Origin of the sequence: Micromonospora sp. NPDC006431, assembly GCF_042870725.1 — a bacterium.
GTDB lineage: Bacteria > Actinomycetota > Actinomycetes > Mycobacteriales > Micromonosporaceae > Micromonospora.
The window spans coordinates 206564-229338 of record NZ_JBIAHQ010000008.1; the positions used below are offsets into that span (position 1 = coordinate 206564).

The following is a 22775-nucleotide window of genomic DNA, read 5'->3' on the forward strand; positions in this document are numbered from 1 at the left end:
GCCGATTCGGCGCCGACGATCTCGGGACTTCTCCATGGCCTTCGGTTTTCTGCTGGCGCTCCTCGCCGCACTGTGCAGCGCCACCGCGGCGATCCTGCAGTCGATCGGAGCGCGCCGGGTGGCGGCCATGGCACACCTCGACCCGAGGCTGCTGTGGCGGCTGGTGCGCACCGGGCCGTACGCGGCCGGCCTGGCCCTGGACGGCGCGTCCTCCGGGTTCACCTTCACCGCGCTGCGTACCGTGCCGCTTTTCGCGGTGCAGGCGGTCGGGGCGGCCAACCTCAGCCTGGTGGCGCTGATCGCCATGCTGGTGCTGCGCGTCCGGCTGGCCCCCCGGGACTGGGTGGCCATCGGTGGCGTGGTCGCCGGCCTGCTGCTGCTGGTTTTCTCGGCCGGCACCAGCCCGCCGGCCGAGGCCTCGCCGAACGACGGCTGGTGGCTGCTCGGCGCGGTGCTCGCGCTGGCCGTCGGCGCGTACCTGGGCAGCCCCCGGATGCGGGGCCCCGCCCTGCCCGGCTTGCTGGCCGGGCTCTCCTTCGGCGCCGCGGCGGTCGGTGCCCGGCTGCTCGGCCGGGCCAGCAGTCCGGGCATGGTGCTGGCCAGCCCGGTCAGCTACACGCTGGTGCTGGCCGGGATGACCGGCGTGCTGCTCTACGCCACCGCCCTGCAGCGCGGCTCTGTCACGGTCGCTTCCGCCTCCACCATCCTCGGCCAGACCGTGGCCCCGGCGGTGGCCGGCTGGCTGGTGCTCGGCGACCGGGTGCGGCCCGGCGCCGAGTCGGTTGCGGTGCTGGGCTTCCTGCTCGCCGTGAGCGGCGCGGTCGCGCTCGCCCGGCACGCCCAGCCACACCGGGTGGGAACCGACAGACCGGCGGACCGTGGGCGCCGGGCACCGGGTCGCGGTCGTTGACATGTCGTACGCCTCCAGCGACGAAAGGCGGAGCGCGCCACCAGCCGCCGCCCCTCGGGATGAATAGCAGCTTACCGGCGGATTTCTCCCCATCTAAGGTACTTTCAGGCTCTCGGCAGCACGAGTGCCGGTTCGACCAGACGAGGGAGGAGGCGGATGGCAGCGGGAAGGTCCGCCGGGAAGCCCGACGTTCGTCCGCCTCGCCCGCTCGGTGAACCCGCCCTGGCTCCGGTACCGGCCGGCTGGTGGCTCGACGGCCTGCTGGTCGCCGCGCTCGCCGCGCTCACCGCCGCGCTGGTGTGGTGGTCGCCGCTGCTCGACGTCGACATCGCCGTACGGGACTGGTGCGACCAGCACCGGCCACCACCGGTCGCCAAGCTCATGCTGGCCTTCGACTACCTGGGCCAAGGCGGTCCGCTGACCACCCTGACCGTGGCGGTGTCGTTCTGGCTCGCCTGGCGGCACCGGACGATCCGGCCGATCATCCCGGCCGGACTGGCCCCGATCGTGAGCACCATCCTGATCGTGGGCCTGAAGAAGTGGACCTCGCGCGGCGCCCCGCACCACGGTTCCGTGCGGTTGTTCAGCCAGGGATGGGAGGAGTTCTACCCGTCCGGGCACGTGAGCAACGGCATCGTCTACTACGGGGTGCTGGCCATGCTGCTCGCGCCGTACCTGGCGGTGCCGGTCCGGCGCGTGCTGCAGTGGCTGCCCGGTGTGCTGGTGGTCATCGGCACCACCTACCTCGGCTACCACTGGCTCACCGACAGCATCGGCGGCTACCTGCTCGGGCTGCTGATCATCCGGTTCCTGCTGCGGGTGCCGTGGCGGACCCTCCGCCTGCCCCGCCGACTCGACCGGCCACCCCCCAGCGACCACCAGGTCTACTCGCACGCGCACCGGGAAGGGCCGCAAGGCTCGCACCACCGTTGGGGGCAGGTACGCATGATCGAGCCGGAACGCCCATGCTGACCGCCGACGTGCTGGCCGGAACCCCACTCGCCCTCGGTGCCGCCGCGGCGTTCGGGGCATCCTCGGTGCTGCAGTTCCGCGCCTCCCACCGCGCTCCCGAGAGTCCGGCCGGGCGACCCACCCTGCTGCTGCACCTGATACGCCAACCCGAATGGCGCTGGTCGGTGGTGCTCGCCGCCGGCGCCTTCGGCCTGCAGGTCGGCGCGCTCAGCCTGATGCCGCTGATCCTGGTGCAGCCGCTGCTGATCACCGGACTGGTCTGGTACATCCTGCTGCACTCGCTCACCGAGCGCAGGCGCCCGGACCTCAGGATCATGCTGGAAGCGGTCCTCTGCCTGGTCGCGCTCTCGGCGTTCCTGCTGATCGCCCGGCCGACCGCCGGACAGGGCAAGGGGCTGGGAACGCTCTCGTCGGCCCTGCTGCTGGGCGTCGCGGTGGTCGGGGCGGTCGCGTTGTGCCTGGCGGCCGCCGTCGGGCTGGGCCGCAAGTGGCGCCCGCTGCCGCTGGCCCTGGCCGCCGGCGTCTGCTACGGCGTCACCGCCGGCCTGATCAGCAGCCTCGCCTTCCACTACAACGGCAGCCCGCTGAGCGTGTTCGGGCACTGGCAGACGTACGGGCTCATGATCCTGGGTCCGTTCGGCGTGCTGCTGAGCCAGAACGCCTACCAGGCCGGCCCGCTGGGTGCGCCGGCCCTGGCCACGATCATCGTGGCCGACCCACTGGTGTCACTCGCCGTCGGCCTGCTCTGGCTGGACGAGCGGATCCAGACGGGACCGGGGGACCTGATCGGCGAGATCCTGGCCCTGGCCGTGCTGGCCGGCGCCGTCTTCCTGCTCGCCCGGCGGGCCCCCCACGTGGACAAGGAGTAGCCGACGGCCGGTGGCGGGCCGAGCCGAAGCGCGAAATTGAGGTGCCCGGTCGCGGCCCGGCGCTCTAGGTTTCCGCCGTGACCCTCGACATCGTGAGCCTCGCCGAGCGGCCCGACCTCGCCCCGCTGCTGGACGAGGACTTCGACGGGGCGTGGCCCCAGTTCATGCTCTGGGACCCGATGGCTTCCGTGTACTACAGCGTCGCCCACGACCGGTACCCGGAGTTCGTCTTCGCCGCCATCGACTCCACCGACCCGGGGCGTGCCGTCGCCCGGGCGTACGCCGTGCCGCTGCGTTGGACGGAGGCGGAGTTGCCCGACGGCGGCTGGGACCGGGTCATCCAGCGGGCCACCATCACCCGCCTCACCGGGGCCACCCCGAACATCGTCTCGGCCCTGGAGATCTGCATCCGGCCGGACCAGCGCGGACGCGGCCTGTCCGCGCTGATGCTCACCGCCATGCGGGAGGCCGTCGCGAAGCTCGGCTACGACACGCTGGTCGCCCCGGTCCGCCCCAGCGGTAAGCACGCCCACCCCGACCTGCCGATGACCGAGTACGCGGCGCAGGTCCGCGCCGACGGCCTGCCGGTCGACCCGTGGCTGCGGGTGCACGTCCGCGCGGGCGGGCGCATCGAGCGGGTCGCCACCCGGTCCATGATGATCAGCGGGACGCTCGCCGACTGGCGCTCCTGGACGGGCCTGCCGTTCGACACCAGCGGCCCGGTGCACGTGCCGGGCGCGCTCGTGCCGGTGCACTGCGACGTGACGCACGACCATGCCGTCTACGTCGAGCCCAACGTCTGGGTCCGGCACCGGCTCCAGTGAGCCGGCGCGGTCCCGGAGGGCGAGCACGGGAGCGATGTGGTGACGGGGTGTGACGATTCCGGGGGCCGCACCATCCTGCCCCTCGCCGACCGCTGACCGGCGCTGCTCACGGCCGGATGTCCAGGGCGCCGATCAGACCGTCCCGCAGCGTGAAGCGGTGCCGCAGCCGGACCGGGCTGCCCGGGAACGTCCCCGAGACCAGGGTCCTGACCACCACGTTGCCACCGGCCTCCTCCTCGACCGCCTCGGGAATCGCGTTGTAGTCGAACTCGGCCGTGGTCCGCTCGCGCCAGGCCCGGATCGCCGCCGGGCCCTGGTAGGTCCGGTCCTCGTCGGCCACGATCGCGTCGTCGGTGAAGCAGGAGACGAAGGCGTCGATGTCGGGTTCGGCGCTCAGCTGGTAGTAGCGGACGATCACCTCGGGAACCGTGACGGTCATGCTGCTCTCCTCAGGTCGTGACCCGTTGGTCGTGGCTGACTACCACGAACGCGCGTTGGTAGGCGTCGCGGCGTCGTGCAGCGCGACCTCGACGGTCGTCCCGGGCGGCAGGGGGAAAGACTCCCCCCGTACGGCCATCGGAACGGGCTGGCCCGCCCCCGGGGCGGCGGAGATCCGCAGCCCCTCGTGGTCCACGTGCAGGAAGATCAACTGGTTGCGGTACCGGATCACGCAGTCGAGTTCGTCGAGGCCGTCGGGCAGCAGCGGGTTGAGCCGCAGGACGTCGCCGCGGACCTCCAGGCCGGTGTAGCACCGTTGCAGGATGTCCAGCGTGCCGGCGGCGGCGCCGAGATGGATGCCGTTGCGGGTCGAGCTGTGCTGCGGATCGGTGAGGTCGGTGCCGAGGGCGGTGGTCAACATCTCGTACGAGCGGCGACGGTCCGTGCGGGCCAGCACCCACGCGTGGGCGACCCGGCTGAGCGTGGAACCGTGGGTGGTGCGGGACAGGTAGTAGTCGACGACGGCGGGGATCCGGGTCGGGTCGAACTCGTACCCCAGGCCGCGCACCAGCCCGGTGAGCTCCTCGGCACTGAACAGGTACAGCAGCATCAGCACGTCGGCCTGCTTGGAGATCTTGTAGCGGTTCGCGTCGTCGCCCTCGGCCTGCAGCAGCGAACCCAGCTGCCGCAGGTCGCCGTACCGCCGCCGGTACCGGTCCCAGTCCAGCTCCGCCAGGTCGCCGTAGCCCTCGAACTGGGCGAGGATGCCGTCGTCGAGGAAGGCCAGCCGTAGCCGGGCCCGGATGTGCGCCCACCGGCGCCGCTCGTCGTCCGCCGGGGCGACCTTCCGCCACGGCGCCACCCCCGGATGCCGGCTGAGGATCGCGCAGGCCTCCTCGGCGCGGCCGAGCACCCAGGCGACCATCACGTTGACGTACGCGGAGTTGTCCAGCCCCTGCCCCGGCCGACCCGGGTAGCCGTCATGGAACTCGTCCGGACCCATCACTCCGCGGATGTCGTACCGGTCGTCGGCCGGGTCGTAGGTGGCCAGGCCGGCCCAGAACCGTGCCGTCTCGACCAGCATTTCCAGCCCGGAGTGGGCGAGGAACGGCAGGTCGCCCGTCGTCTCCCAGTACCGCCACACGCAGTAGGCCACGGCCAGGTTGACATGCTGCTGCCGGCCGCTGTGGTCCGCCACCCACTCCCCGGTCACCGGCGAACGCGACCGGGAAGGACTGTCGTCCCGGCCGCTGTCGCCGCTCTGCCAGGGAAACAGCGCGCCGGCCATGCCCGCCGCGGCCGCCTGCCGCCGGGCCGCCGGCAACCGCCGGTACCGGTAGGCCAGCAGTGCCCGGGTCAGCTCCGGCATCCGCAGATTCAGGTACGGGTAGACGAACAGCTCGTCCCAGAAGATGTGCCCGTGGTAGCCCTCGCCGTGCAGTCCCCGGGCGGGCACCCCCGCGTCCAGGTCGATCACGTGCGGTGACAGCGTCTGCAGCAGATGGAACGTCTGCACCCGGATCGGCACCTGCCAGGCATGCTCCTCTCCGACGTCCAGCCGGAACCGCTCCCACAACTGGGTCCACGCCGTGGCGTGGTCGGCCAGCACCATGTCGAACGTCCCCGCGTGCCGCAGTTCCCCGCGGGCGGCCGTCAACGGCTCCGAGACCACCCGGTCGCGGTTGGAGAAGATCGTCACGGTCTTCTCCACGACCACCCGGTCTCCGGGAGTCACGTCGACGCCGATCACCTGGCTCACGTCGTTCGGTCCGTGGACCGCCGCCAGCCTGAGCTGAGCGACGCCGGCGCCGCTGACCCTGGTACGCGCCGCCACGGCCACCTGGTGTCGGGACGTGGTCGTCACCGCCGTCAACCAAACGGTCTCGGCGTCGTCCCCGCCGGTGACCACGTCCGTAAGGTGCCGACCGCAGCTACCCGCCTCCGCCGGCGAGTTCGCGTTGACCACCCCACCGTCGAGGCCCGACCTGATCTCCAACCGGCCGGACCAGTTCTCCGCGACGATGCTCGTCTCCAGGGCCGCCAGGTGGGGACTCGCCAGCGACACCAGCCGTCGCTGCCGGACCCGGGTACGCCGCTCGTCCCGGTCGACCACCAGCAACTCCCGCAGGTACACCCCGCGCCGCAGATCCAGCATCTGATGCTCGTGCTCCCGCCGCCCCTGCCCCGGCGCGAACCAGTCCCCGCCGGCGGGACGGAACGTCAACGGGAGCCAGTTCGGCAGGTTGACGATGCCCTCGTCGCTGTCCGGCCGATCGGCCCCGTACAGCCGGTTGTGGAAACCGGCGAGGTAGGTGCCGGGATAGTGCACGCCGTCGGCGGAGGCCTCCGGGGCCGCCCCGCGGGTGGCCAGGTACCCGTTGCCGAGGGTCAGCATCGTCTCCCGGGTACCTTCCTCGGCCGGTGCCGCACCGTCCTGGTACGCCAATACCCAGCCGGCCGGCGGAGGCCGGCTGCACAGCTCACACCCAGGGTCCACGTTCGCCGGCACCCCGCACTCCCCTTCCACGGCGCGGTGCCGTTTCCCCGTTTCCCGCGCGCCAAACTCCCGGACGCCCGTAAATCGGGCGCTGAGGCACATCCCGCCGGCATAGGTTGGCCGGGTGAAACAAGCGGTAGCGGTGGTTGATCGGGTGGTGACCGAGCGGGGCGAGCTCGTCCTGCGACAGTGCGGCGGGCACTTCGAGATCGTCAGCAACGGGGTGTTCCTGATGGACACCCGCGCCGGCGCGTCGGAGCGGCTGCTCGTCCGGAAGGCACTCGAGCTGGTACGGCCGGGGGCGCGGATGCTGATCGGCGGGCTCGGGGTGGGGTTCTCGCTGGCCGAAGCGACCGCCTCGGCCGTGCCGGCGGAGATCGTGGTCCTGGAGATCGAGGAGACGCTCATCGGGTGGCACCGCGACCGGCTGGCCGCCTACAGCGGGCACGCCCTGCACGACGCCCGGGTGCGGATCGTGAACCGGGACATGCTGGCCTGGCTGCGGAGCACCGACGAGGCCTTCGACGCCATCTGCCTCGACATCGACAACGGCCCGGACTGGACCGTGTTCCCCGGCAACGCCACCCTGTACGACGCGGACGGCACGGCACTGCTGCGCGACCGGCTCGCCGCCGACGGCGTACTGGCCGTCTGGAGCGCCTCGGCCGCACCGGCGTACGCCGAACGGCTGGCGGAGGTGATCGGTCCGGTCACCACGCACCTGGTCGAGGTGCCGCGCGGCGAACCGGACGTGGTCTACCTGGCCCGCCGCACCGGCCCGGACCGCCGCTGACCGCCCCGCGGCCCCGGCTGCCCGAGCCGGAATGGATGATCCGCCGGCGGTCAGCCGACCCAGCGGCGCAGGTACGCCGCCAGCCCAGTCAGGTCACCCCCGCCGGAGCGGTAGCCGAGGTGCCCGTCCGGGCGTACCAGCAGCAGGCCGGCCACGCCCGGGGCGAGCCCGAGCCGGCGCAGCGCCACCCGGTCCTCGGCGACGCCGGGCAGCCGGTGCACGGTGACCTGACCGGCCCGGCGCAGCGGCGCGACGACCTCCACCGGCCAGGCCGCCGGCGGACCGCCCAGCAGCAGGTGCCAGCCGGGCGGGGCGGTGAGCCGGTGCAGCGTGGTGCCACCGACCGGGGCGTCAGGCAGCCGGTCCCCTGCCCGCGGACCCCGGCGCGGCGCGCCCGGGCCCTGCACCGACAGCGGGCTGCGCCGGTAGCCGATGTTCAGCTCCGCCACCGTGCGGAAGGCGGTGGCGCGCACACCCCGGGCGGCGAGCACGGCAGGCAGCACGGCGGGCGCGATCCGGGTCCGGGCGAAGCGGGCCAGCGGGCTGGTGGAGGTGACGGCGGTGAACGCCCGGTCGGTGAGGCGCAGCACCAGCCGGCCGACCGGCCCCCGTTCCGCCTCGTAGCTGTCCAGCAGCGCCGGGTCCGGGCTGCTCTGCAGCGCGTGGGCGAGCTTCCATCCGAGGTTGACTGCGTCCTGGATGCCGGTGTTCATGCCCTGGCCTCCGGCCGGGCTGTGGATGTGCGCGGCGTCGCCGGCCAGGAAGAACGGCCCGGACCGGTAGCGGGTGGCGGCGCGGTGGTGCAGCCGGAAGTTGGTCATCCAGACCGGGTCGCGCAGCCGTACCGCCCCGCCGGTGTAGGTGTCGGCGAGGGCCTGCACCTCGGCGAGGGTCAGCGGGGCGTCCGGTGGGGTCCGGTCGCCGGGTGGGCGGATGGCCAGCAGCCGCCAGGTGGCCGGGTGTCCGAGCGGGAAGAGGAGGAACAGCCCCCGCTCGGCGAGGAAGGCGTGCGCCGGGCCGGCGGCCACGCCGTCGGCCTCGAGGTCGGCCAGGACGAACGTCTGCGGGTACGCGGCGCCCTCGAACCCGATCCCGGCCAGGTGACGGACGGTGCTGTGCGCGCCGTCGCAGCCCACCACGTACCGGGCGGACATCTGTTCGGCAGGGCCGTCCCGGTGCCGCAGCGTCGCCACGGCGCCGTCACCGGTACGGTCCAGCCCGACCAGCTCGATTCCCCGCTCCACACCGATCCCCGCCGCCGTCAGGTGCTCGCCCAGGATCCGCTCCGTCTCGGCCTGCGACAGGAACAGCAGATAGGGGTACGCGGTGTCGTGCAGGCCGAGGTCGAACAGCGGCACCATCCGCTGCCGACCGGGTACGTGCAGGCACAGGCGCACCGCCCGGTTGCCCAGGGAGACCAGCTCGTCGGTCACTCCGAGCCCGGCGAGGACCTCCAGCGTGCGCGGCTGGATGCCCAGTGCCCGGGACTCGTGCACCCGGTCGAGCGCCCGGTCGATGACCCGGGCCCGTACGCCGAACGTGGCCAGTTGCCCGGCCATGGCGAGGCCGGTGGGTCCTGCCCCGACCACCAGCACCTCGACGGAGTCCATCGGCACCCCCTGGCTCGGATCGCGGGACCGCCCCCTCTGGGCATGACGATATCGAGGCGCCTCCAGCAGTTCACGCCGCTGATGGCGGCAGGGCGGTAACGAGCTGCGCGAACAGGTCGGCGGCGGCGTCCAGAACGTCCCGGTCACCGGTGATCAGCAGGTCCAGCAGCAGGCCGCGGGCCGCGGCGAGGCTCAGCCGAGCCCGCCGGCGGGCCTCCGCGCGGTCGTATCCGAGCTGGACGAACAGCTCCTCGACGGGGCCCGCCCAGGCGGCGATGACCGAGGCCCGGAACCGATGAGCTGCTTCAACCGCTCCTCGATCCGGCCGCCGAGCACCCGGCGTCGGTACTTCGGGCACCACACGACATTGAGAGCGCACTGGAACACGACGTTGCTGTTCGACCGCAGGGCAACGGACACCCGTGCAATACACAGCATTGCGCTATCTACTGTCCGTCCTAAATCGACACCCTATCCCCACGGCTAAAGCCGGGGGACGCTGAGCTGGCTGAACCCGCCCTCTCCTTCAGGAAGCTGACGCACCGGTCGAGCAGCGCTTCGCGGGCGTCACCGGCCACCGGTGGACGCCGCGTTGTCGTCCGTCGCCGCGCCAGCCGCACCGGCGGACGAGGCCGCCGTGGCTGCGGCCTCGGCGGCGGCTCGGAGCCCGGCCGCCTCCATCCGCAGGTACCGTCGCGTCCGCGCCGCGGTCAGCAACGCGACCAGCCAGGCGAGGGCGCCGGTCTGCCGGATGCCGATGTCGATGCGGCTTGTCCCGTCCGGCTCGGGCTCCACCCGGTGGTAGGCGACGGTGTGCACCCCGGGGACGTGTGAATCCCAGGCGAACGAGGCGCCCGGCCGTAGCTCGTCGACCCGCCACACGGTCGGTGGCAGGCCGGGCTGCCGGATGCGGAACCGGTTGCCCATCGCCAGGGCGGGGCTGTCGAGCGGCTCCACCGCCGACATGGAGGCCGTCCACCGGGGATAGGTCGTCACGTTCGCCAGCGCGGCCCAGGCGTGCTCGGGGGCCGCCGTGGTGGTGATCGTCTCCGCGTAGTTCATGTACCAGATGGTATGCAGCGGCGGCGATCGTTAATAGCTGCCGCCTAGGCCCAGCTGCGTGGTGACCCGCTCCTGTAGCGCGGTCAGCGCCGGGCTGACCGCGACGGCGAGCGGCGTGGGATCGGCCAGCCGCCGCGCCCCCGCCGGCAGCCAGGCGAGGTCGGCGTCGAACCGGCGGCGGGCGGCTCGCACCTCGCCGGCGGGGTCGGCGTTCTCGAGGCGCCGGCCATCGCGCATGACCGGCGCCAGCAGCGGCTCGCGATCCGCTGGGGGCGGCTCGTCGCGCAGCCCGACCAGATCCCCGTCGGCGCCGGTGGGATCGCGGAAGACCTGCTTGGGGCCGGGCAGCGTGGCCTTGCCGGGCGACAGCTTGAGCACCGGCCGGTCGCCGTAGGCGACCAGTTTGTAGGCGCTGTCCAGCGACGGCGCGTCGTAGGAGACGCCCATCTTCGTGCCCACGCCGTACCCGTCGATCGGGGCGCCCTGGGCGACGAGCGCCGCGATGACGTCCTCGTCCAGGCTGCCGCTGGCCACGATCCGGGCCTGCCGCAGCCCGGCCTCGTCGAGGATCGCGCGGGCCTGCCGGGCCAGCGCCGCCAGGTCGCCGGAGTCGAGCCGCACGGCCATCGGGCCGGTCAGCCCGAGTTCGGTGACGACGTCCACGGCGGCCCGGACGCCGGCGGGCGTGTCGTAGGTGTCCACGAGGAAGATCGGGTTCGTCGGGAAGTCCACGGCGAACGCGCGGAACGCCGCCCGCTCGTCGGGGAACGCCTCGACGTAGGAGTGGGCCATCGTCCCGGACGGGGTGAGCCCGTACCGCCGGGCGGCCTCGACATGGCTGGTCGCGGTGAAGCCGGCGATGGCCGACGCCCGCGCCACACCCGCCCCGGCCTCGATGCCGTGCGTGCGCCGGAACGCGAAGTCGATCAGCTGCGCGTCGCCGGCGGCCAGCCGGCAGCGGGCCGCCTTGGTGGCCACCGTCGTGTGGAAGGTGATCAGGTTCAGCACCCCGGTCTCCACCAGCTGCGCCTCCGCGATCGGCGCGGTCACCTCCAGCAGCGGCTCGTCGGCGAAGACCACGCGACCCTCGGGTACGGCCCAGACGTCGCCGGTGAACCGCAGCCCGGCGAGCGCCGCCAGGGTCGCCGGGTCGAGCCCGGCCACCTCGCGCAGGTAGCCCAGCTCGTCGTCGTCGAAGCTGAAGCTCTCGAGGAAGTCGAGCACCTCGGCCAGGCCGGCCGCGACTAGGAAACCGCGCCGGTGCGGCAGGCGGCGCACGAAGAGGCTGAAGGTGGCCGGCTCGGTCATGCCGCGACGCAGGTAGCTGGCCGCCATCCGCAGCTCGTACAGGTCGGTCCGCAGTCCGCTCATGCCACCCCCTCGACCACGCCACCACTGTGGTGGACGCGGCGGCGGCGCGTACGGGAAACGGAGATCCTGCGGCAGCCCAGCACCGCGTCGAAGGTGCCGACGGATCCACCGGTTGACGGCCAGGCGGGATCTCCCGCATCGCGTTGACGACTTCATCGGGACGTGGGTCCGGTTCGGCGGGCGGGCGGGCGCCGGCGGGCCTAGAGTGTGGGAATGGGGGAAGCGGTTGCCGCGTCCGCGGTGGCCATCATGGCTGCCGTGATGGGTGGCGTCCCGACGCCGACACCGACGCCCAGCCTGCGGGTGGACGCGACCCCCGTGCTGACCTCGACCCCGTTCGGTGCGCTGCCCGGGCAGCAGGTCACCCACACCGTCACGATCGCCGGCACGGCGACGCTCGTCGCCGCGCGGATCACCTTCACCACCACCGCAGATCTGGAGACGGTCACGGCGCGTGCCCAGCCGGGTTGGTGCGCGGTGACCGCCCGCGAGGTGGTCTGCGACCTCGGTGACGTACGGCTGGCCAGCGGCTCGCCGGCGCCGCGGATCACGATCACCGGCCGGGTCCGTCCCGGTGCGGCGCCCGGCACCGTGGTCCGTAACCGGGTCAGCCTCACCTCCGAGCAGGTGCCGGAGAACGAGGCCCAGATCGCCAGCAACGCCTACCTGGTGCCCGGCTCGACCACGACGCCCACCGACCCGCCGGTCGAGCCGCAGGCGGCGACGGTCGACCCGACGCCGGCCCGGTCGATGCGGGTGCCCACCGTGCTGGCGGTGGTGGTGGCGGGCTTGGCCGCGGCCGGGGCGGTGGTGACCCGTCGACGGTTGCGGCAGCGTCGCGCGGAAGGTGTTACGACCGGGCGGCCGGATCCGATGTAGCAGGCGGAGGCAGGCGACGTCAGGAGTACGGCATGAACCGACGGTGGTGGCGGCGGGCAACGCTGGCGGCGGTCGCCGGGACGGCGACTGTGGTCACGACGTCCACCTGGCTGGACGCCGGGACCGGCACCGCAGCGGCGCAGGGACCGCTGCCTCTGCCGACCCTCTCCCTGCCCGTGCCGCTGCCCTCCGTGTCGCTGCCGCCCCTGCCGCTGCCGTCGGTCACGCTGCCCCCGCTCACGCCACCGTCGACGAAGCCACCCACCGTCCGACCGACGACCTCCACGTCGGCCGGCCCGCCAATTGGGCACACCCCCGGGCCGGCGCCGGCCTCGCCGGCCGCGCCGCCCCGGGCCGGCGGGCCGGCCGCCCCAGCCGCCGCCCCGCCGATGGCCGACCCCGGGTCCGCCCCGGCGCTCATCGCCGCCGACCCCGGCGCCGACCTGTACCCGCAGCCACCGGTGGACGCCGCCACCACGCCCGACGCCCGTCAGGTCGCCGCGCTCACCGACGTCGAGCGCCGGATCCAGTACCTGCACAACATCCTGGCCCGCACCCGCGACGACCTGGCCACGGTGCAGCGCCAACCCGATCCGGTGCTGCAACTGCTGACCGCCTGGACCGGCGGCCCCGCGCCAGCGGGTGACCCGGCGCCACCGCTGGCCGTGGTCGACGCCGCGGACCTGCTCGACACGCCCACCGGCCGCGCCGCCGCCCTGTCCGCCGCGATCACCTCCGGCCAGGCCGAACTCACCGGCCAGCAGCGGGAGGAGACTGCGCTCCGGCGGGAGATCGACCGGCGGGCCCGCGCCGCCGCCGTGACCGCCGCCGCGGCGGCACCGACCACCCGGGTCGTCGCAACCGGCGGGAGCCGGCTGGGCCGGCCGCTGGCGGGCCGGCTCACCAGCAGGTTCGGCGTCCGCTTCGACCCGTACTACCACGTCTGGCAGCGGCATCCCGGGATCGATCTCGCCGCACCGATCGGCACCCCGATCATGGCGGCGGCCGACGGACGGGTCACCCGCGCCGGATGGTACGGCGGATACGGCAACTACATCTGCGTCGACCACGGCCGGGTGTCCGGGCAGCGGCTGTCCACCTGCTACGGCCACCAGTCCCGCCTGCTGGTGTCGCCCGGACAGCGGGTCCGCGCCGGCCAGGTGATCGGCCTGGTCGGCTCGACCGGCGCCTCCACCGGACCACACCTGCACTTCGAGGTGCGTCTCGGTGGCCGGGCCGTGGACCCGCTGCCCTGGATCTGAGCCGCGCCGTCCCCTCGCTCCGGGCCGTTGGTGTCCTCGCGCGCCCGGGCGGATAGCCTGATCGCCATGATCTTCATTACTGCCAAGTTCCGGGTGAGGCCGGAGGACGCCGACCGCTGGCCGCAGATCGTCGCGGAGTTCACCGAGGCCACCCGCGCCGAGCCGGGCTGCCTGTGGTTCGACTGGTCGCGCAGCGTGGCCGACCCCACGGAGTACGTGCTGGTCGAGGCGTTCCGCGACGACGAGGCCGGCGCCGCGCACGTGCAGTCGGAGCACTTCCGCACGGCGCAGCGGACGCTGCCGCCGCACCTGGCCGAGACGCCCCGGATCGTCAACGTGACCGTCCCGCAGCAGGACTGGTCGCTGCTCGGCGAGATGGCCGTCCCCGAGAGCAGGTAGTCGGCCGTCAGTCCTCGACGGTCGGGCCGAGCAGCCTGATCTCCTCGATGTCCAGGGCTGCCTGCACCTCGCGCAGCACGGCGTCGTCGATCTGGTTGGTCCGCCGCAGCCGGGTGAGCTCCTGCCGCTTGCGGTCGAGGACGCCCAGCCGCAGCCGCCGGGCGAGCTCCCGCTCCTCCTCGGCCTGCTCGTCCCCCGGGGACCGGATGTCGTCGAGGTGCTCCTGGTAGTCGGAGCGGAGCCGCTCGACGGCGTCCGGTGCTGCGCCCACGTCGGCGGCCACCTGGGGCAGGGCGTCGAGCGCGGCCTCGGTGGCCCGGATGCGCGCCCAGCGGACCTCGTCCTCCCGTTCCTGGTCGCCGCTGAGGCCGGCCCAGTTCACCACGGCCGGCAGCGTGGTGCCCTGGACCAGCATGGTCAGCACGATGACCGTGACGGTCACGAAGATGATCAGGTCGCGTTCGTGGATCGGGGTGCCGGCGCTGGTGGCGACCGGCACGGCGAGGGCGGCGGCCAGTGAGACCGCTCCCCGGAACCCGGCCCAGCCGGCCGCGGTGCGGACCCGCCAGTCGAACCCGCGGCCGCGCCGGGACTCACGCCGGTCGAGGTTCTGCAGCGTGGATACGCCCAGGTGCACCCAGACCATCCGGGTCACCACGACGACGACGGTCACCACCACCGCGATGCCCAGCGACTGCGCCGGTGAGTGGCTGGTGATGCCGCGTAGGGATCGCGGGATCTGCATGCCGAGCAGCACGAAGAGGCTGCCGTTGACCATGAAGGTGGACAGGTCCCAGAACGCGAACGCGGTGATCCGCGAGCGGGCCCGGATGATCCGGGGCGCGGCCCAGGAGATGAGCAGCCCGGCGACCACCACCGCGAGGACGCCGCTGGCGTGCACGACGTCCGCGAGCAGGAACGCCACGAACGGGGTGAGGATGCTGATCCCGCCCTCGCGCAGCGGGTCGTCGACGTGGCTACGGATCAGGACGGCGACCCCGCCGACCAGCAGGCCGGCGGCAACTCCGGCGGCGGCCGAGCCGACGAACCGCCCGAGCAGTCCGGCTGCCCCGGGGAGTGCTCCCCCGGCGATCACTCCGACCGCGACGGCGAAGATCACCAGCGCCGTTCCGTCGTTGATCAGGCTCTCCGCGCGCAGGGTGGTGAGGATGCCGCGCGGCATCCGCTTGGCCAGGCCGGCGACGGCGGCGGCGTCAGTCGGCGCGAGCACCGCGCCGAGCACCCAGGCCGCCGGCGACTCGACGCCGAGGGCCTTAGCGGCGTACGCGACCGCGACCGTCGTCAGGAGCACCAGCGCCACGGCCAGCAGGGCGATCACCGCGAGGTTGGCCCGGACCTCGCGGATGCTGATCACGAGGCTCTCCCGGTAGAGGATCGCCGGGAGGAAGAGCACCAGCACCACCTCGGGTGGGAGCACCACGTGCGAGAACGGCGGGAGCAGCCCGAGCAGCGCGCCCATGCCGATCAGCAGGACCGGGGGCGCGACACTGTAGCGTCCACCGATCGTCGTGCCGATCAGCACCGTCGCGCCCAGCACCGCGATCAGCACGAGCGGTTCCACGTCCTACCCCCGTCACCTGATCGGCGTGGTGCGGCGGCGGGCGGACCGCGGGCACGCCGCCCCAACATGGTGGTACGGCCGACCGAGGATGTGCGGACAAACCGGCTAATTTGGGCGGCGGCTACTCGAAGCGTGAGGGATCCCCGGCGCCGCGGCGCAGGATCTCCGGTTCGGGCCCGGACAGGTCTACCACGGTGGTCGGCTCGGTCCCGCACTCCCCCGCGTCGACGACGGCGTCGAGCTGGTGGTCGAGCCGTTCCTTGATCTCCCAGCCCTGGGTCAGCGGTTCGTCCTCGTCGGGCAGCAGCAGCGTGCTGGACAGCAGCGGCTCGCCGAGCTCGGCCAGCAGCGCCTGGGTGACCGTGTGGTTCGGTACCCGCACCCCGACGGTGCGCTTGCGCGGCTCCTGGAGCCGGCGTGGCACCTCGTGGGTGGCCGGCAGGATGAACGTGTAGCGGCCCGGGATGGCGGCCTTCACCAGGCGGAAGACCGAGTTGCTGACCTTGACGAACTGGCCGAGCTGCGCGAAGTCGCGGCAGACCAGGGTGAAGTGGTGCCGGTCGTCGAGCCGGCGGATCTCCCGGATCCGGTCCAGGCCGCCTCGGTTGCCGATCCGGCAGCCGAAGGCGTAGCAGGAGTCGGTGGGGTAGGCGATCAACCCGTCGTCCCGGATCAGGTCGACCACCTGCCGCAGGGTCCGCGGCTGCGGATTGTCCGGGTGCAGGTCGTAGTACCTTGCCACGGCGCCCAGCCTATGCCTCGCCGCGCGGACCTGCGCGGGGTGGGGCGCGGCACAAATTTGCAGCTCGCAGGTTTGGCGGAGGATCGGACCGGAAAGGATGAGGCCCGCTTGAAGAGGGGGACCCGACCATGTCCGATGCCAGCACAGACCGCGACGACCGTCCGGCCGAGGTGACCGACCCGCTGCTGTGGCGGCTCGCCGCCGCGGTGGCCGACACCCACCAGCCGGACGAGCACAGCGCCTGCGACAACGGCAGCTGCTTCGGCGCGGCCTGGCCCTGCGCCCCGTGGCACAGCGCGCAGATGGGGCTGCGAGCGGCACAGGCCGCACCTCGTACCGGCACTGCCGAGCCGGCCGCCCACCAGGACGGACCGGAGACGTCGGCTGGACGGTCCGCCGAGTCGTCCCCGCCACCGCCGTGGCAGCCGCAGCCCGACCAGTCGCCGTTGGCGATCACGTCCGCGGCCTGACCCGGCACACCCGGGATGCTTGATCAAGCTGGTCAGCCTGGCCAGCCGATCACGTCGAGGAACTCTTCCACGGCGACCACGACTCGGCTGAGCACCGCGATGGATTCCGTGAGCGGGCCGGGTACGTACATCCCGTGATCCGCTCCTTCCACCTCCAGCACGTGGGGTGACAGCCGGCGGGCGAGGTCACCGTCCCACACCTTGTCGGCGGTGCCACCCACGAGGAGGAACGGTGCGGTCGCACGGCCCAACGCGTCAGCCACCCACGGCAGGGCGAGCAAGGGCGTGAGCCACACGGCGGGCAGGGATCTTTCGGCGGCAATCGCTGCCGCATTCGTGCCGAGGGACTTGGCGACCAGCAGTGGGCGACCGCCAACAGTGTCGATCAGCGGGGCGACCTCGCCGCTGACCCACCCCTCGATTGCTGGCTCATCTGGCCTCCGATACTCCTGGGACCAGGAGTATCGGTGCACCGTTGCGCCCCGCTGCTCCGCCACGTCGCCGGCATACATGAGCAGGGGCGCACCCGGTCCGAACATACCGCCGGGAATCACGACTGCGTCAGCCATGCGGACGACCTTACCCAGACCCGTGATGGGGACGGGGTCAGCGATCGTCGGCTCGCTCCTGGTCATTGACTGGTAACCGTGACCGCGAGTTGTGTCAATGTATTGTCCTGACATCCGCCGGCTTCACCGGGTGACCGCTTCGGTACAGTGGCGCCCATCCCCGGACCCCTGGACAGCCGTGACGAGGAGGTCCCCCGTGACCAGCCCCGAGATCGTCGTCGACCGGAGCAGCCCGATCCCGCTCTACTTCCAGGTCGCCGAGCAGTTCGCCGCCGCGATTCAGCGTGGTGACCTGGCACCGGGCGACCGGCTGGACAGCGAGTTGCAGCTCGCCGACCGGCTGGGGCTGTCCCGGCCCACCGTCCGGCAGGCCATCCAGCACCTGGTGGACAAGGGGTTGATCGTGCGTCGGCGGGGCGTGGGCACCCAGGTCGTCCGGGGCGAGGTCCGCCGGGCGGTGGAGCTGACCAGCTTGCACGACGACCTCGCCCGGGCCGGGCGGCAACCGTCCACGTCGGTGTTGGAACTTTCGACTGTGGGCTGCCCGGCCAAGGTGGCGGCGGCGCTCGGGGTGGATGCCGACAGCCCGGTGCAGCACCTGCGCCGGCTTCGCTTCGCCGACGGGGAACCCCTGGCGGTGATGGAGAACTGGCTTCCCCTCGACCCGGTCCGGCTCACTCTGGACGTCCTGCAGGCCCGGGGCCTCTACGCCATCCTGCGCGCGGCCGGGGTGCGGATCCGCAGTGCCCAGCAGCGGATCGGGGCCCGGGCGGCGACGGCCGCGGAGGCGCAGATGATCGGCGAGCGGCGCGGCGCCCCGCTGCTGACCATGACCCGCACCGCGTACGACGACCAGGGCCGGCACGTCGAGTACGGCGAGCACCTCTACCGGGCCTCCCGGTATGCGCTGGAGGTGACTGTCGCCGAGCGGTGAACCCCGGGTTTCTCGTTCATTTCCAGTGATAGGTATTTACGTCGTCAGGCTGTCATGACATTGTGGCCGACATGCACCGCCGGCATGGACCTGCGGCCGGCGGGGCGACCCGCGAGTCTCTTCGAAGTCACTTCTTGCGAAGGGAACAGCCCATGTCAGTCACGCCGAGACGCGTCCCGGCCGTGCTCGCCACGCTCACCGCGATCACCCTCGCCGCCACGGCCTGCGGTGGCGGCTCGGAGCCCGCCGGCAAGGACGCCAAGAACATCACCCTCACCATCGCCGCCAATGCCATCGCCGGCGGCAAGAACGCCACCGGTGCGGAGTGGATCGAGAAGTGGGTCATCCCCCGGTTCATCGAGGCCCAGAAGGCCAAGGGCGTCACCGCCAAGGTGTCGTTCGTGCCCAGCGGCGTCGATGACGAGCAGTACAAGACCAAACTGGCCCTGGACCTGCGGTCCAAGGGCGGTGCCGACGTCATCTCGGTCGACGGCATCTGGGTCGGCGAGTTCGTGCAGGCCGGCTACCTCAAGCCGCTGTCCGAGGTGGCCGGTGGCCAGGCCGACTCGTGGGACGGCTGGTCGCAGATCCCGGAGAGCGTGCAGGGCCTGGGCACGTTCGAGGACAAGCGCTACGGCATTCCACAGGGCACCGACGGCCGGGTGCTCTACTTCAACAAGAAGCTGTTCGCCCAGGCCGGCCTGCCCGCCGACTGGCAGCCGAAGAGCTGGCAGGAGATCCTGGACGCCGGCACGAAGCTCAAGGCGCTGCCCGGGGTGACCCCGATCCAGATCAACGCCGGCACGGCGATGGGCGAGGCGACCACCATGCAGGGCGCGCTGCCGCTGCTGGTCGGCGCCGGCGGGGAGATCTGGAAGGACGGCAAGTGGGCCGGCGCCAACCAGCCGGTCAAGGACGTGCTCGACTTCTACGCCAAGGTCTACGGTGGCGGTCTCGGCGACCCGAAGCTCCAGCAGGAGGCCAAGGGGCGGGACAAGTCCTTCGAGGAGTTCGCCGCCGGAAAGATCGGCATCCTGGCCGAGGGCGACTACTTCTGGCGCAGCGTCATCAACCCGAAGGACGGCACCGCGAAGATGCCCGACCGGGACAGCACCGTCGGGTACGCGATGATCCCGGCGAAGCAGCCCGGCGCGGGCATCCGGGGGCAGGACTTCGTCAGCATGTCCGGCGGCGGCGTCGACGTGCTCAACCCGAACTCGAAGTACCCGTCGCAGGCGTTCGAGCTGCTCGCGTTCATGCACTCGGCCGAGGCCACCAAGGCCCAGCTCGCCGGCGCGGCGCGGATCACCTCCCGGGCCGACGTCAACAAGGAGGTGCTGGCCGGCGACCCGATGCTCAACTTCGTCGCCGAGAAGGTGCTGCCGTTGACCGCGTACCGGCCGCCGCTGGCGGTCTACCCGCAGGTGTCGGTGGCGCTGCAGGAGGCGACCGCGGCCGCGGCGTCGGGCAAGACTGCCGACGAGGCGGCCTCGGCGTACCGAAAAAAGGTCGAGGGGATCGTCGGTGGTCCGGGTAACGTCTCGTCCTGACGAGACGGTCGAGGGAGCGCGCCCGGCGACGGGCGCCTCCCCCGCCCCCGACGCCGCCGGGCTGGGCCGTGCCCGCGCCGCCGGGTTCCTCGTCCCGAGCATGGTGCTGATCCTGCTCTTCCTCGTGGTGCCGGCCGCCTGGACGATCTACCTCGGCGTCACCAACTACCGGCTCACCGGGTTGGCCGCGGCCCATCCGGAGGTCGTCGGTCTGGACAACTACACCAAGGCGCTGACCGACGAGCGCTTCCGCACGTCGCTGCTGCTGACCCTGCAGTTCGTGCTCGGCTCGGCGGTGCTCGGTCAGGCCGGCCTCGGCTTCGCGATCGCCTTCGCGCTGCGCGACCGGCGCGGTCCACTGCGTCGGGTGGTCGAGGCGTTCATCCTGCTGTCCTGGATCCTGCCCAGCTCGGTCGTCGCGTTCCTCTGGATCGCCCTGCTCGACCGGGACGCCGGCACCCTCAACGCCCTGATGGGCACGCCCGGCATGGCCTGGTTGCTCGACCACCCGATGCTGTCGATCATCATCTTCAACACCTGGCGCGGTACCGCGTTCTCGATGATGCTCTACGCCGCCGCGCTGGAGAACGTGCCCCGCTCGCACCTGGAGACCGCCCGGCTGGCCGGCGCGTCCACCTGGCAGCAGCTGCGCGACGTGGTGTTCCCGCGCATCCGCGGCCACGTGCTGACCAACCTGCTGCTGATCAGCCTCTGGACGTTCAACGACTTCACCCCGTTCCTGATCACCGCCGGCGGGCCCGAGCAGCGCTCCGAGATCCTGGCGGTCTACGTCTACAAGGTGGCGCTCTCCGGCGGCGAGCTGGGCTTCGGCGCCGCGATCTCGTTCATCATGCTGCTGATCAACCTGGTCATCGCGCTGATCTACCTGCGCATGCTGGGCCGGCGAAGGGAGCGGGCGTGAGCGCGAGGAGTGAGCCGGTTCTGCGAGCCCCGCAGTCGCGAACGAAGGTGCTGCTGTGAGCGCGAGGAGTGAGCCGGTTCTGCGAGCCCCGCAGTCGCGAACGAAGGTGCTGCTGTGAGCGCGGACCTGGCGGACGAGGCCCGGACCGACCTCGCGGCGCGGGCGGCGGTGCGGCACCTGGTGGCCCGCGTCGGGCGCTACGTCTTCCTCTGCCTCGTGCTCGCCTTCTTCGCCCTGCCGCTGCTCTGGCTGGCCACCGCCCCGTTCGACGACACCCCGACCATCGGCACCTCGCTGCCGCGGTTCACCCTCGACAACTTCCGCACCCTGCTGGACAACCCGTACGCGCTGACCTCGCTGGTCAACTCGGTGTGGCTGGCCGGCGGCACCGCCGTGCTGGTGGTGGTCTTCGCCGCGCTGGCCGCGTACGCGCTGAGCCGGGTCCGGGTGCCGGGGCGCGACGCGCTGCTCTACGGCCTGCTGCTGCTGTCGTCCATCGTGACCGGCACGGCCACCATGGTGCCGCTGTTCGAGCTGGCGTTCCGGCTCAACCTGATCGACTCCCGGCTCGGGGTGATCCTGGTCCTCACCGGCGGCCTGCTGCCCGCGGCGATCTTCATCCTCAAGGACTTCATGGACGCCACGCCGATGTCGTACGAGGAGTCGGCGCGGGTCTTCGGCGCCAGCGCCCTGCAGATCATGCGGCACATCGTGGTGCCGGTCGTCCGCCCCGGGCTGGCCACCGTCGGCGTATGGGCGGTGGCGAACGTGTGGGGCAACTTCCTCGTGCCGTTCCTGCTGCTGCGCGGCCCGGACAAGGCCCCCGCCGCAGTGATCATGTACACCCTCTACACGGAGGGCGGGCAGGCCGACCTGCGGCTGCTCTCCACCTTCTCGCTGCTCTACTCGCTGCCGGTGGCGCTGATGTTCGTCTTCGTGAGCAGCAGGTACGGGTTCCGCTTCCACGGAGGGATCAAGCGCTGATGTCCGCCATCACCCTGCGCGAGCTGACCAAGGTCTACCCCAACGGGGTACGCGCCCTGGACGCCCTCGACCTGGAGATCGCCGACGGCGAGTTCTTCGCCCTGCTCGGCCCGTCCGGCTGCGGAAAGACCACCCTGCTGCGCACCATCGCCGGCCTGGAGCTCGCCTCCGCCGGCAGCGTACGCATCGGCGACCGGGTGGTGACCAACCTGCCTCCGGGGCAGCGGGACGTGGCGATGGTCTTCCAGGACTACGCGCTCTTCCCGCACATGACCGTGCGGGACAACATCGCGTATCCGCTGCGGATCAAGAAGGTCGGCCGGGCCGCCCGGCACGACAAGGCGGCGGGCACCGCCGAGGAACTGGGCCTGTCGGCGCTGCTCGACCGCCGGCCCGGGCAGCTCTCCGGCGGCCAGCAGCAGCGGGTCGCCCTCGCTCGGGCGATGGCCTGCCACCCGCAGGTGTTCCTGCTCGACGAGCCGCTGTCCAACCTGGACGCGCGGCTGCGGCTGGAGGCGCGGACGTTCCTCAAGCGGCTGCAACGGGAACTCGGCGTCACCACCGTCTTCGTCACCCACGACCAGGCCGAGGCCCTCGCCCTCGCGGACCGGATCGCGGTGATGGAAGGCGGCCGGATCCGGCAGGTCGGCACCCCGACCGAGGTGTTCCGCCGGCCGGCCAACACCTTCGTCGCCGGGTTCATCGGCTCCACCCCGATGAACCTGGTCCCGGCCCGGGTGCACGGCGACGAGCTGGCCGTCGCCGGGGTGCGGCTGCCGGTGCCCGAGGACGTCCGTGGCCGGCTGACCGACGGCGAACAGGTGGTCTACGGGGTCCGCCCCGAATACCTCGACCACTCCCCCGAGCCCGTCCCCGACGCCCTCACCGGCCAGGTCGTGGTGGTGGAGAACCTGGGCAGCTTCTCCCTGGTGTCGCTGGACGTGCCGGCCGGGGACGGCGGGGCGACCAGCGTGCAGGTCGTGGTGCCGGAGGGGCGGGAACCGGCGCCCGGCGACACCGGCTGGGTGGTGCCGCGCCCCGGGCGCACCCTGGTCTACCGGGACGGCGAGCTGGTCACCGGCGCGGCGGCGCCACCGGTGCCGGTGCCGCGTACCGGCGTCGCGGCGGACGCCTGA

At 72.5% G+C, this 22775-nt stretch carries 22 protein-coding genes and 1 pseudogene; 14 read left to right on the forward strand and 9 right to left on the reverse strand.

The window, feature by feature from the left end:
- The first annotated feature begins 34 nt into the window (after window positions 1-34).
- The 4 genes from ACFYM6_RS16730 (at window position 35) to ACFYM6_RS16745 (ending at window position 3575) form a co-directional block, all read left to right on the forward strand.
- Window positions 35-910: a hypothetical protein gene (locus ACFYM6_RS16730; protein ID WP_387276320.1), complete on the forward strand. Its 876-nt coding sequence runs from the start codon at window positions 35-37 to the stop codon at window positions 908-910.
- A 156-nt stretch (window positions 911-1066) separates the two neighbouring features.
- A complete protein-coding gene (locus ACFYM6_RS16735) occupies window positions 1067-1882 on the forward strand; it encodes a phosphatase PAP2 family protein (RefSeq protein ID WP_387276321.1) in 816 nt (271 codons plus the stop codon).
- Window positions 1876-2751, forward strand: coding sequence for a DMT family transporter (locus ACFYM6_RS16740; protein ID WP_387276323.1), 876 nt, complete (start codon window positions 1876-1878; stop codon window positions 2749-2751). Before ACFYM6_RS16735 ends, ACFYM6_RS16740 begins: the two co-directional genes overlap by 7 nt.
- Before the next feature lie 77 nt (window positions 2752-2828).
- The gene (locus ACFYM6_RS16745; protein ID WP_387276325.1) at window positions 2829-3575 is read left to right on the forward strand and encodes an N-acetyltransferase; all 747 of its coding nucleotides are present in this window, start codon (window positions 2829-2831) and stop codon (window positions 3573-3575) included.
- Between the two features lie 106 nt (window positions 3576-3681).
- Here the strand turns inward: ACFYM6_RS16745 and ACFYM6_RS16750 are convergent, their stop codons facing one another.
- A complete protein-coding gene (locus ACFYM6_RS16750; protein WP_387276327.1) occupies window positions 3682-4014 on the reverse strand; it encodes a nuclear transport factor 2 family protein in 333 nt (110 codons plus the stop codon).
- 39 nt (window positions 4015-4053) lie between these two features.
- Window positions 4054-6522, reverse strand: a complete 2469-nt coding sequence (locus ACFYM6_RS16755; protein ID WP_387276329.1) for a glycoside hydrolase family 65 protein — start codon at window positions 6520-6522, stop codon at window positions 4054-4056.
- 112 nt (window positions 6523-6634) lie between these two features.
- On the opposite strand from ACFYM6_RS16755, the gene ACFYM6_RS16760 reads away from it, so the two are divergent.
- Window positions 6635-7303, forward strand: a complete 669-nt coding sequence (locus ACFYM6_RS16760) for a spermidine synthase (RefSeq protein WP_387276331.1) — start codon at window positions 6635-6637, stop codon at window positions 7301-7303.
- Window positions 7304-7353: 50 nt separating this feature from the next.
- On the opposite strand, the gene ACFYM6_RS16765 is transcribed toward ACFYM6_RS16760, so the two are convergent.
- The 4 genes and pseudogenes from ACFYM6_RS16765 to ACFYM6_RS16780 form a co-directional block, all read right to left on the reverse strand.
- The gene (locus tag ACFYM6_RS16765) at window positions 7354-8913 is read right to left on the reverse strand and encodes an FAD-dependent monooxygenase (protein ID WP_387276333.1); all 1560 of its coding nucleotides are present in this window, start codon (window positions 8911-8913) and stop codon (window positions 7354-7356) included.
- 294 nt (window positions 8914-9207) lie between these two features.
- Window positions 9208-9333 (reverse strand): annotated as a pseudogene (locus ACFYM6_RS16770) (transposase); the annotation flags it as partial.
- 147 nt (window positions 9334-9480) lie between these two features.
- Window positions 9481-9975 (reverse strand): SRPBCC family protein, encoded by a 495-nt coding sequence (locus ACFYM6_RS16775; RefSeq protein WP_387276335.1) that lies wholly within the window; start codon window positions 9973-9975, stop codon window positions 9481-9483.
- Window positions 9976-10005: 30 nt separating this feature from the next.
- On the reverse strand, window positions 10006-11346 hold the full coding sequence (locus ACFYM6_RS16780) for a nicotinate phosphoribosyltransferase (protein ID WP_387276336.1): 1341 nt from the start codon (window positions 11344-11346) through the stop codon (window positions 10006-10008).
- 213 nt (window positions 11347-11559) lie between these two features.
- Between ACFYM6_RS16780 and ACFYM6_RS16785 the strand changes: the two genes are divergently transcribed.
- The 3 genes from ACFYM6_RS16785 to ACFYM6_RS16795 all read left to right on the forward strand — a co-directional run bounded on the left by ACFYM6_RS16785 (window position 11560) and on the right by ACFYM6_RS16795 (window position 13886).
- Window positions 11560-12225 carry a hypothetical protein gene (locus tag ACFYM6_RS16785; protein ID WP_387276338.1) on the forward strand — a complete coding sequence of 222 codons (666 nt, stop codon included), beginning with the start codon at window positions 11560-11562 and terminating at the stop codon, window positions 12223-12225.
- Window positions 12226-12257: 32 nt separating this feature from the next.
- Complete coding sequence (locus ACFYM6_RS16790; protein WP_387276340.1) at window positions 12258-13487, forward strand: M23 family metallopeptidase; 1230 nt, start codon at window positions 12258-12260, stop codon at window positions 13485-13487.
- A 66-nt stretch (window positions 13488-13553) separates the two neighbouring features.
- The gene (locus tag ACFYM6_RS16795; protein WP_387276342.1) at window positions 13554-13886 is read left to right on the forward strand and encodes a putative quinol monooxygenase; all 333 of its coding nucleotides are present in this window, start codon (window positions 13554-13556) and stop codon (window positions 13884-13886) included.
- Window positions 13887-13893: 7 nt separating this feature from the next.
- On the opposite strand, the gene ACFYM6_RS16800 is transcribed toward ACFYM6_RS16795, so the two are convergent.
- On the reverse strand, window positions 13894-15468 hold the full coding sequence (locus ACFYM6_RS16800; RefSeq protein ID WP_387276344.1) for a Na+/H+ antiporter: 1575 nt from the start codon (window positions 15466-15468) through the stop codon (window positions 13894-13896).
- A 121-nt stretch (window positions 15469-15589) separates the two neighbouring features.
- Complete coding sequence (locus tag ACFYM6_RS16805) at window positions 15590-16210, reverse strand: L-threonylcarbamoyladenylate synthase (protein ID WP_387276346.1); 621 nt, start codon at window positions 16208-16210, stop codon at window positions 15590-15592.
- Between the two features lie 128 nt (window positions 16211-16338).
- Here ACFYM6_RS16805 and ACFYM6_RS16810 point away from each other — a divergent pair, with 128 nt between their 5' ends.
- On the forward strand, window positions 16339-16680 hold the full coding sequence (locus ACFYM6_RS16810; protein WP_387276348.1) for a hypothetical protein: 342 nt from the start codon (window positions 16339-16341) through the stop codon (window positions 16678-16680).
- Between the two features lie 32 nt (window positions 16681-16712).
- On the opposite strand, the gene ACFYM6_RS16815 is transcribed toward ACFYM6_RS16810, so the two are convergent.
- On the reverse strand, window positions 16713-17249 hold the full coding sequence (locus ACFYM6_RS16815) for an alpha/beta hydrolase (protein WP_387276350.1): 537 nt from the start codon (window positions 17247-17249) through the stop codon (window positions 16713-16715).
- 196 nt (window positions 17250-17445) lie between these two features.
- Here ACFYM6_RS16815 and ACFYM6_RS16820 point away from each other — a divergent pair, with 196 nt between their 5' ends.
- From ACFYM6_RS16820 to ACFYM6_RS16840, 5 genes are all read left to right on the forward strand, one after another.
- Window positions 17446-18183 carry a GntR family transcriptional regulator gene (locus tag ACFYM6_RS16820; protein WP_387276352.1) on the forward strand — a complete coding sequence of 246 codons (738 nt, stop codon included), beginning with the start codon at window positions 17446-17448 and terminating at the stop codon, window positions 18181-18183.
- Window positions 18184-18335: 152 nt separating this feature from the next.
- The gene (locus ACFYM6_RS16825; protein ID WP_387276354.1) at window positions 18336-19733 is read left to right on the forward strand and encodes an extracellular solute-binding protein; all 1398 of its coding nucleotides are present in this window, start codon (window positions 18336-18338) and stop codon (window positions 19731-19733) included.
- A complete protein-coding gene (locus ACFYM6_RS16830; protein WP_387276356.1) occupies window positions 19708-20655 on the forward strand; it encodes a carbohydrate ABC transporter permease in 948 nt (315 codons plus the stop codon). Before ACFYM6_RS16825 ends, ACFYM6_RS16830 begins: the two co-directional genes overlap by 26 nt.
- Before the next feature lie 114 nt (window positions 20656-20769).
- A complete protein-coding gene (locus ACFYM6_RS16835; RefSeq protein WP_387276358.1) occupies window positions 20770-21639 on the forward strand; it encodes a carbohydrate ABC transporter permease in 870 nt (289 codons plus the stop codon).
- Window positions 21639-22775: an ABC transporter ATP-binding protein gene (locus ACFYM6_RS16840; protein WP_387276359.1), complete on the forward strand. Its 1137-nt coding sequence runs from the start codon at window positions 21639-21641 to the stop codon at window positions 22773-22775. Before ACFYM6_RS16835 ends, ACFYM6_RS16840 begins: the two co-directional genes overlap by 1 nt.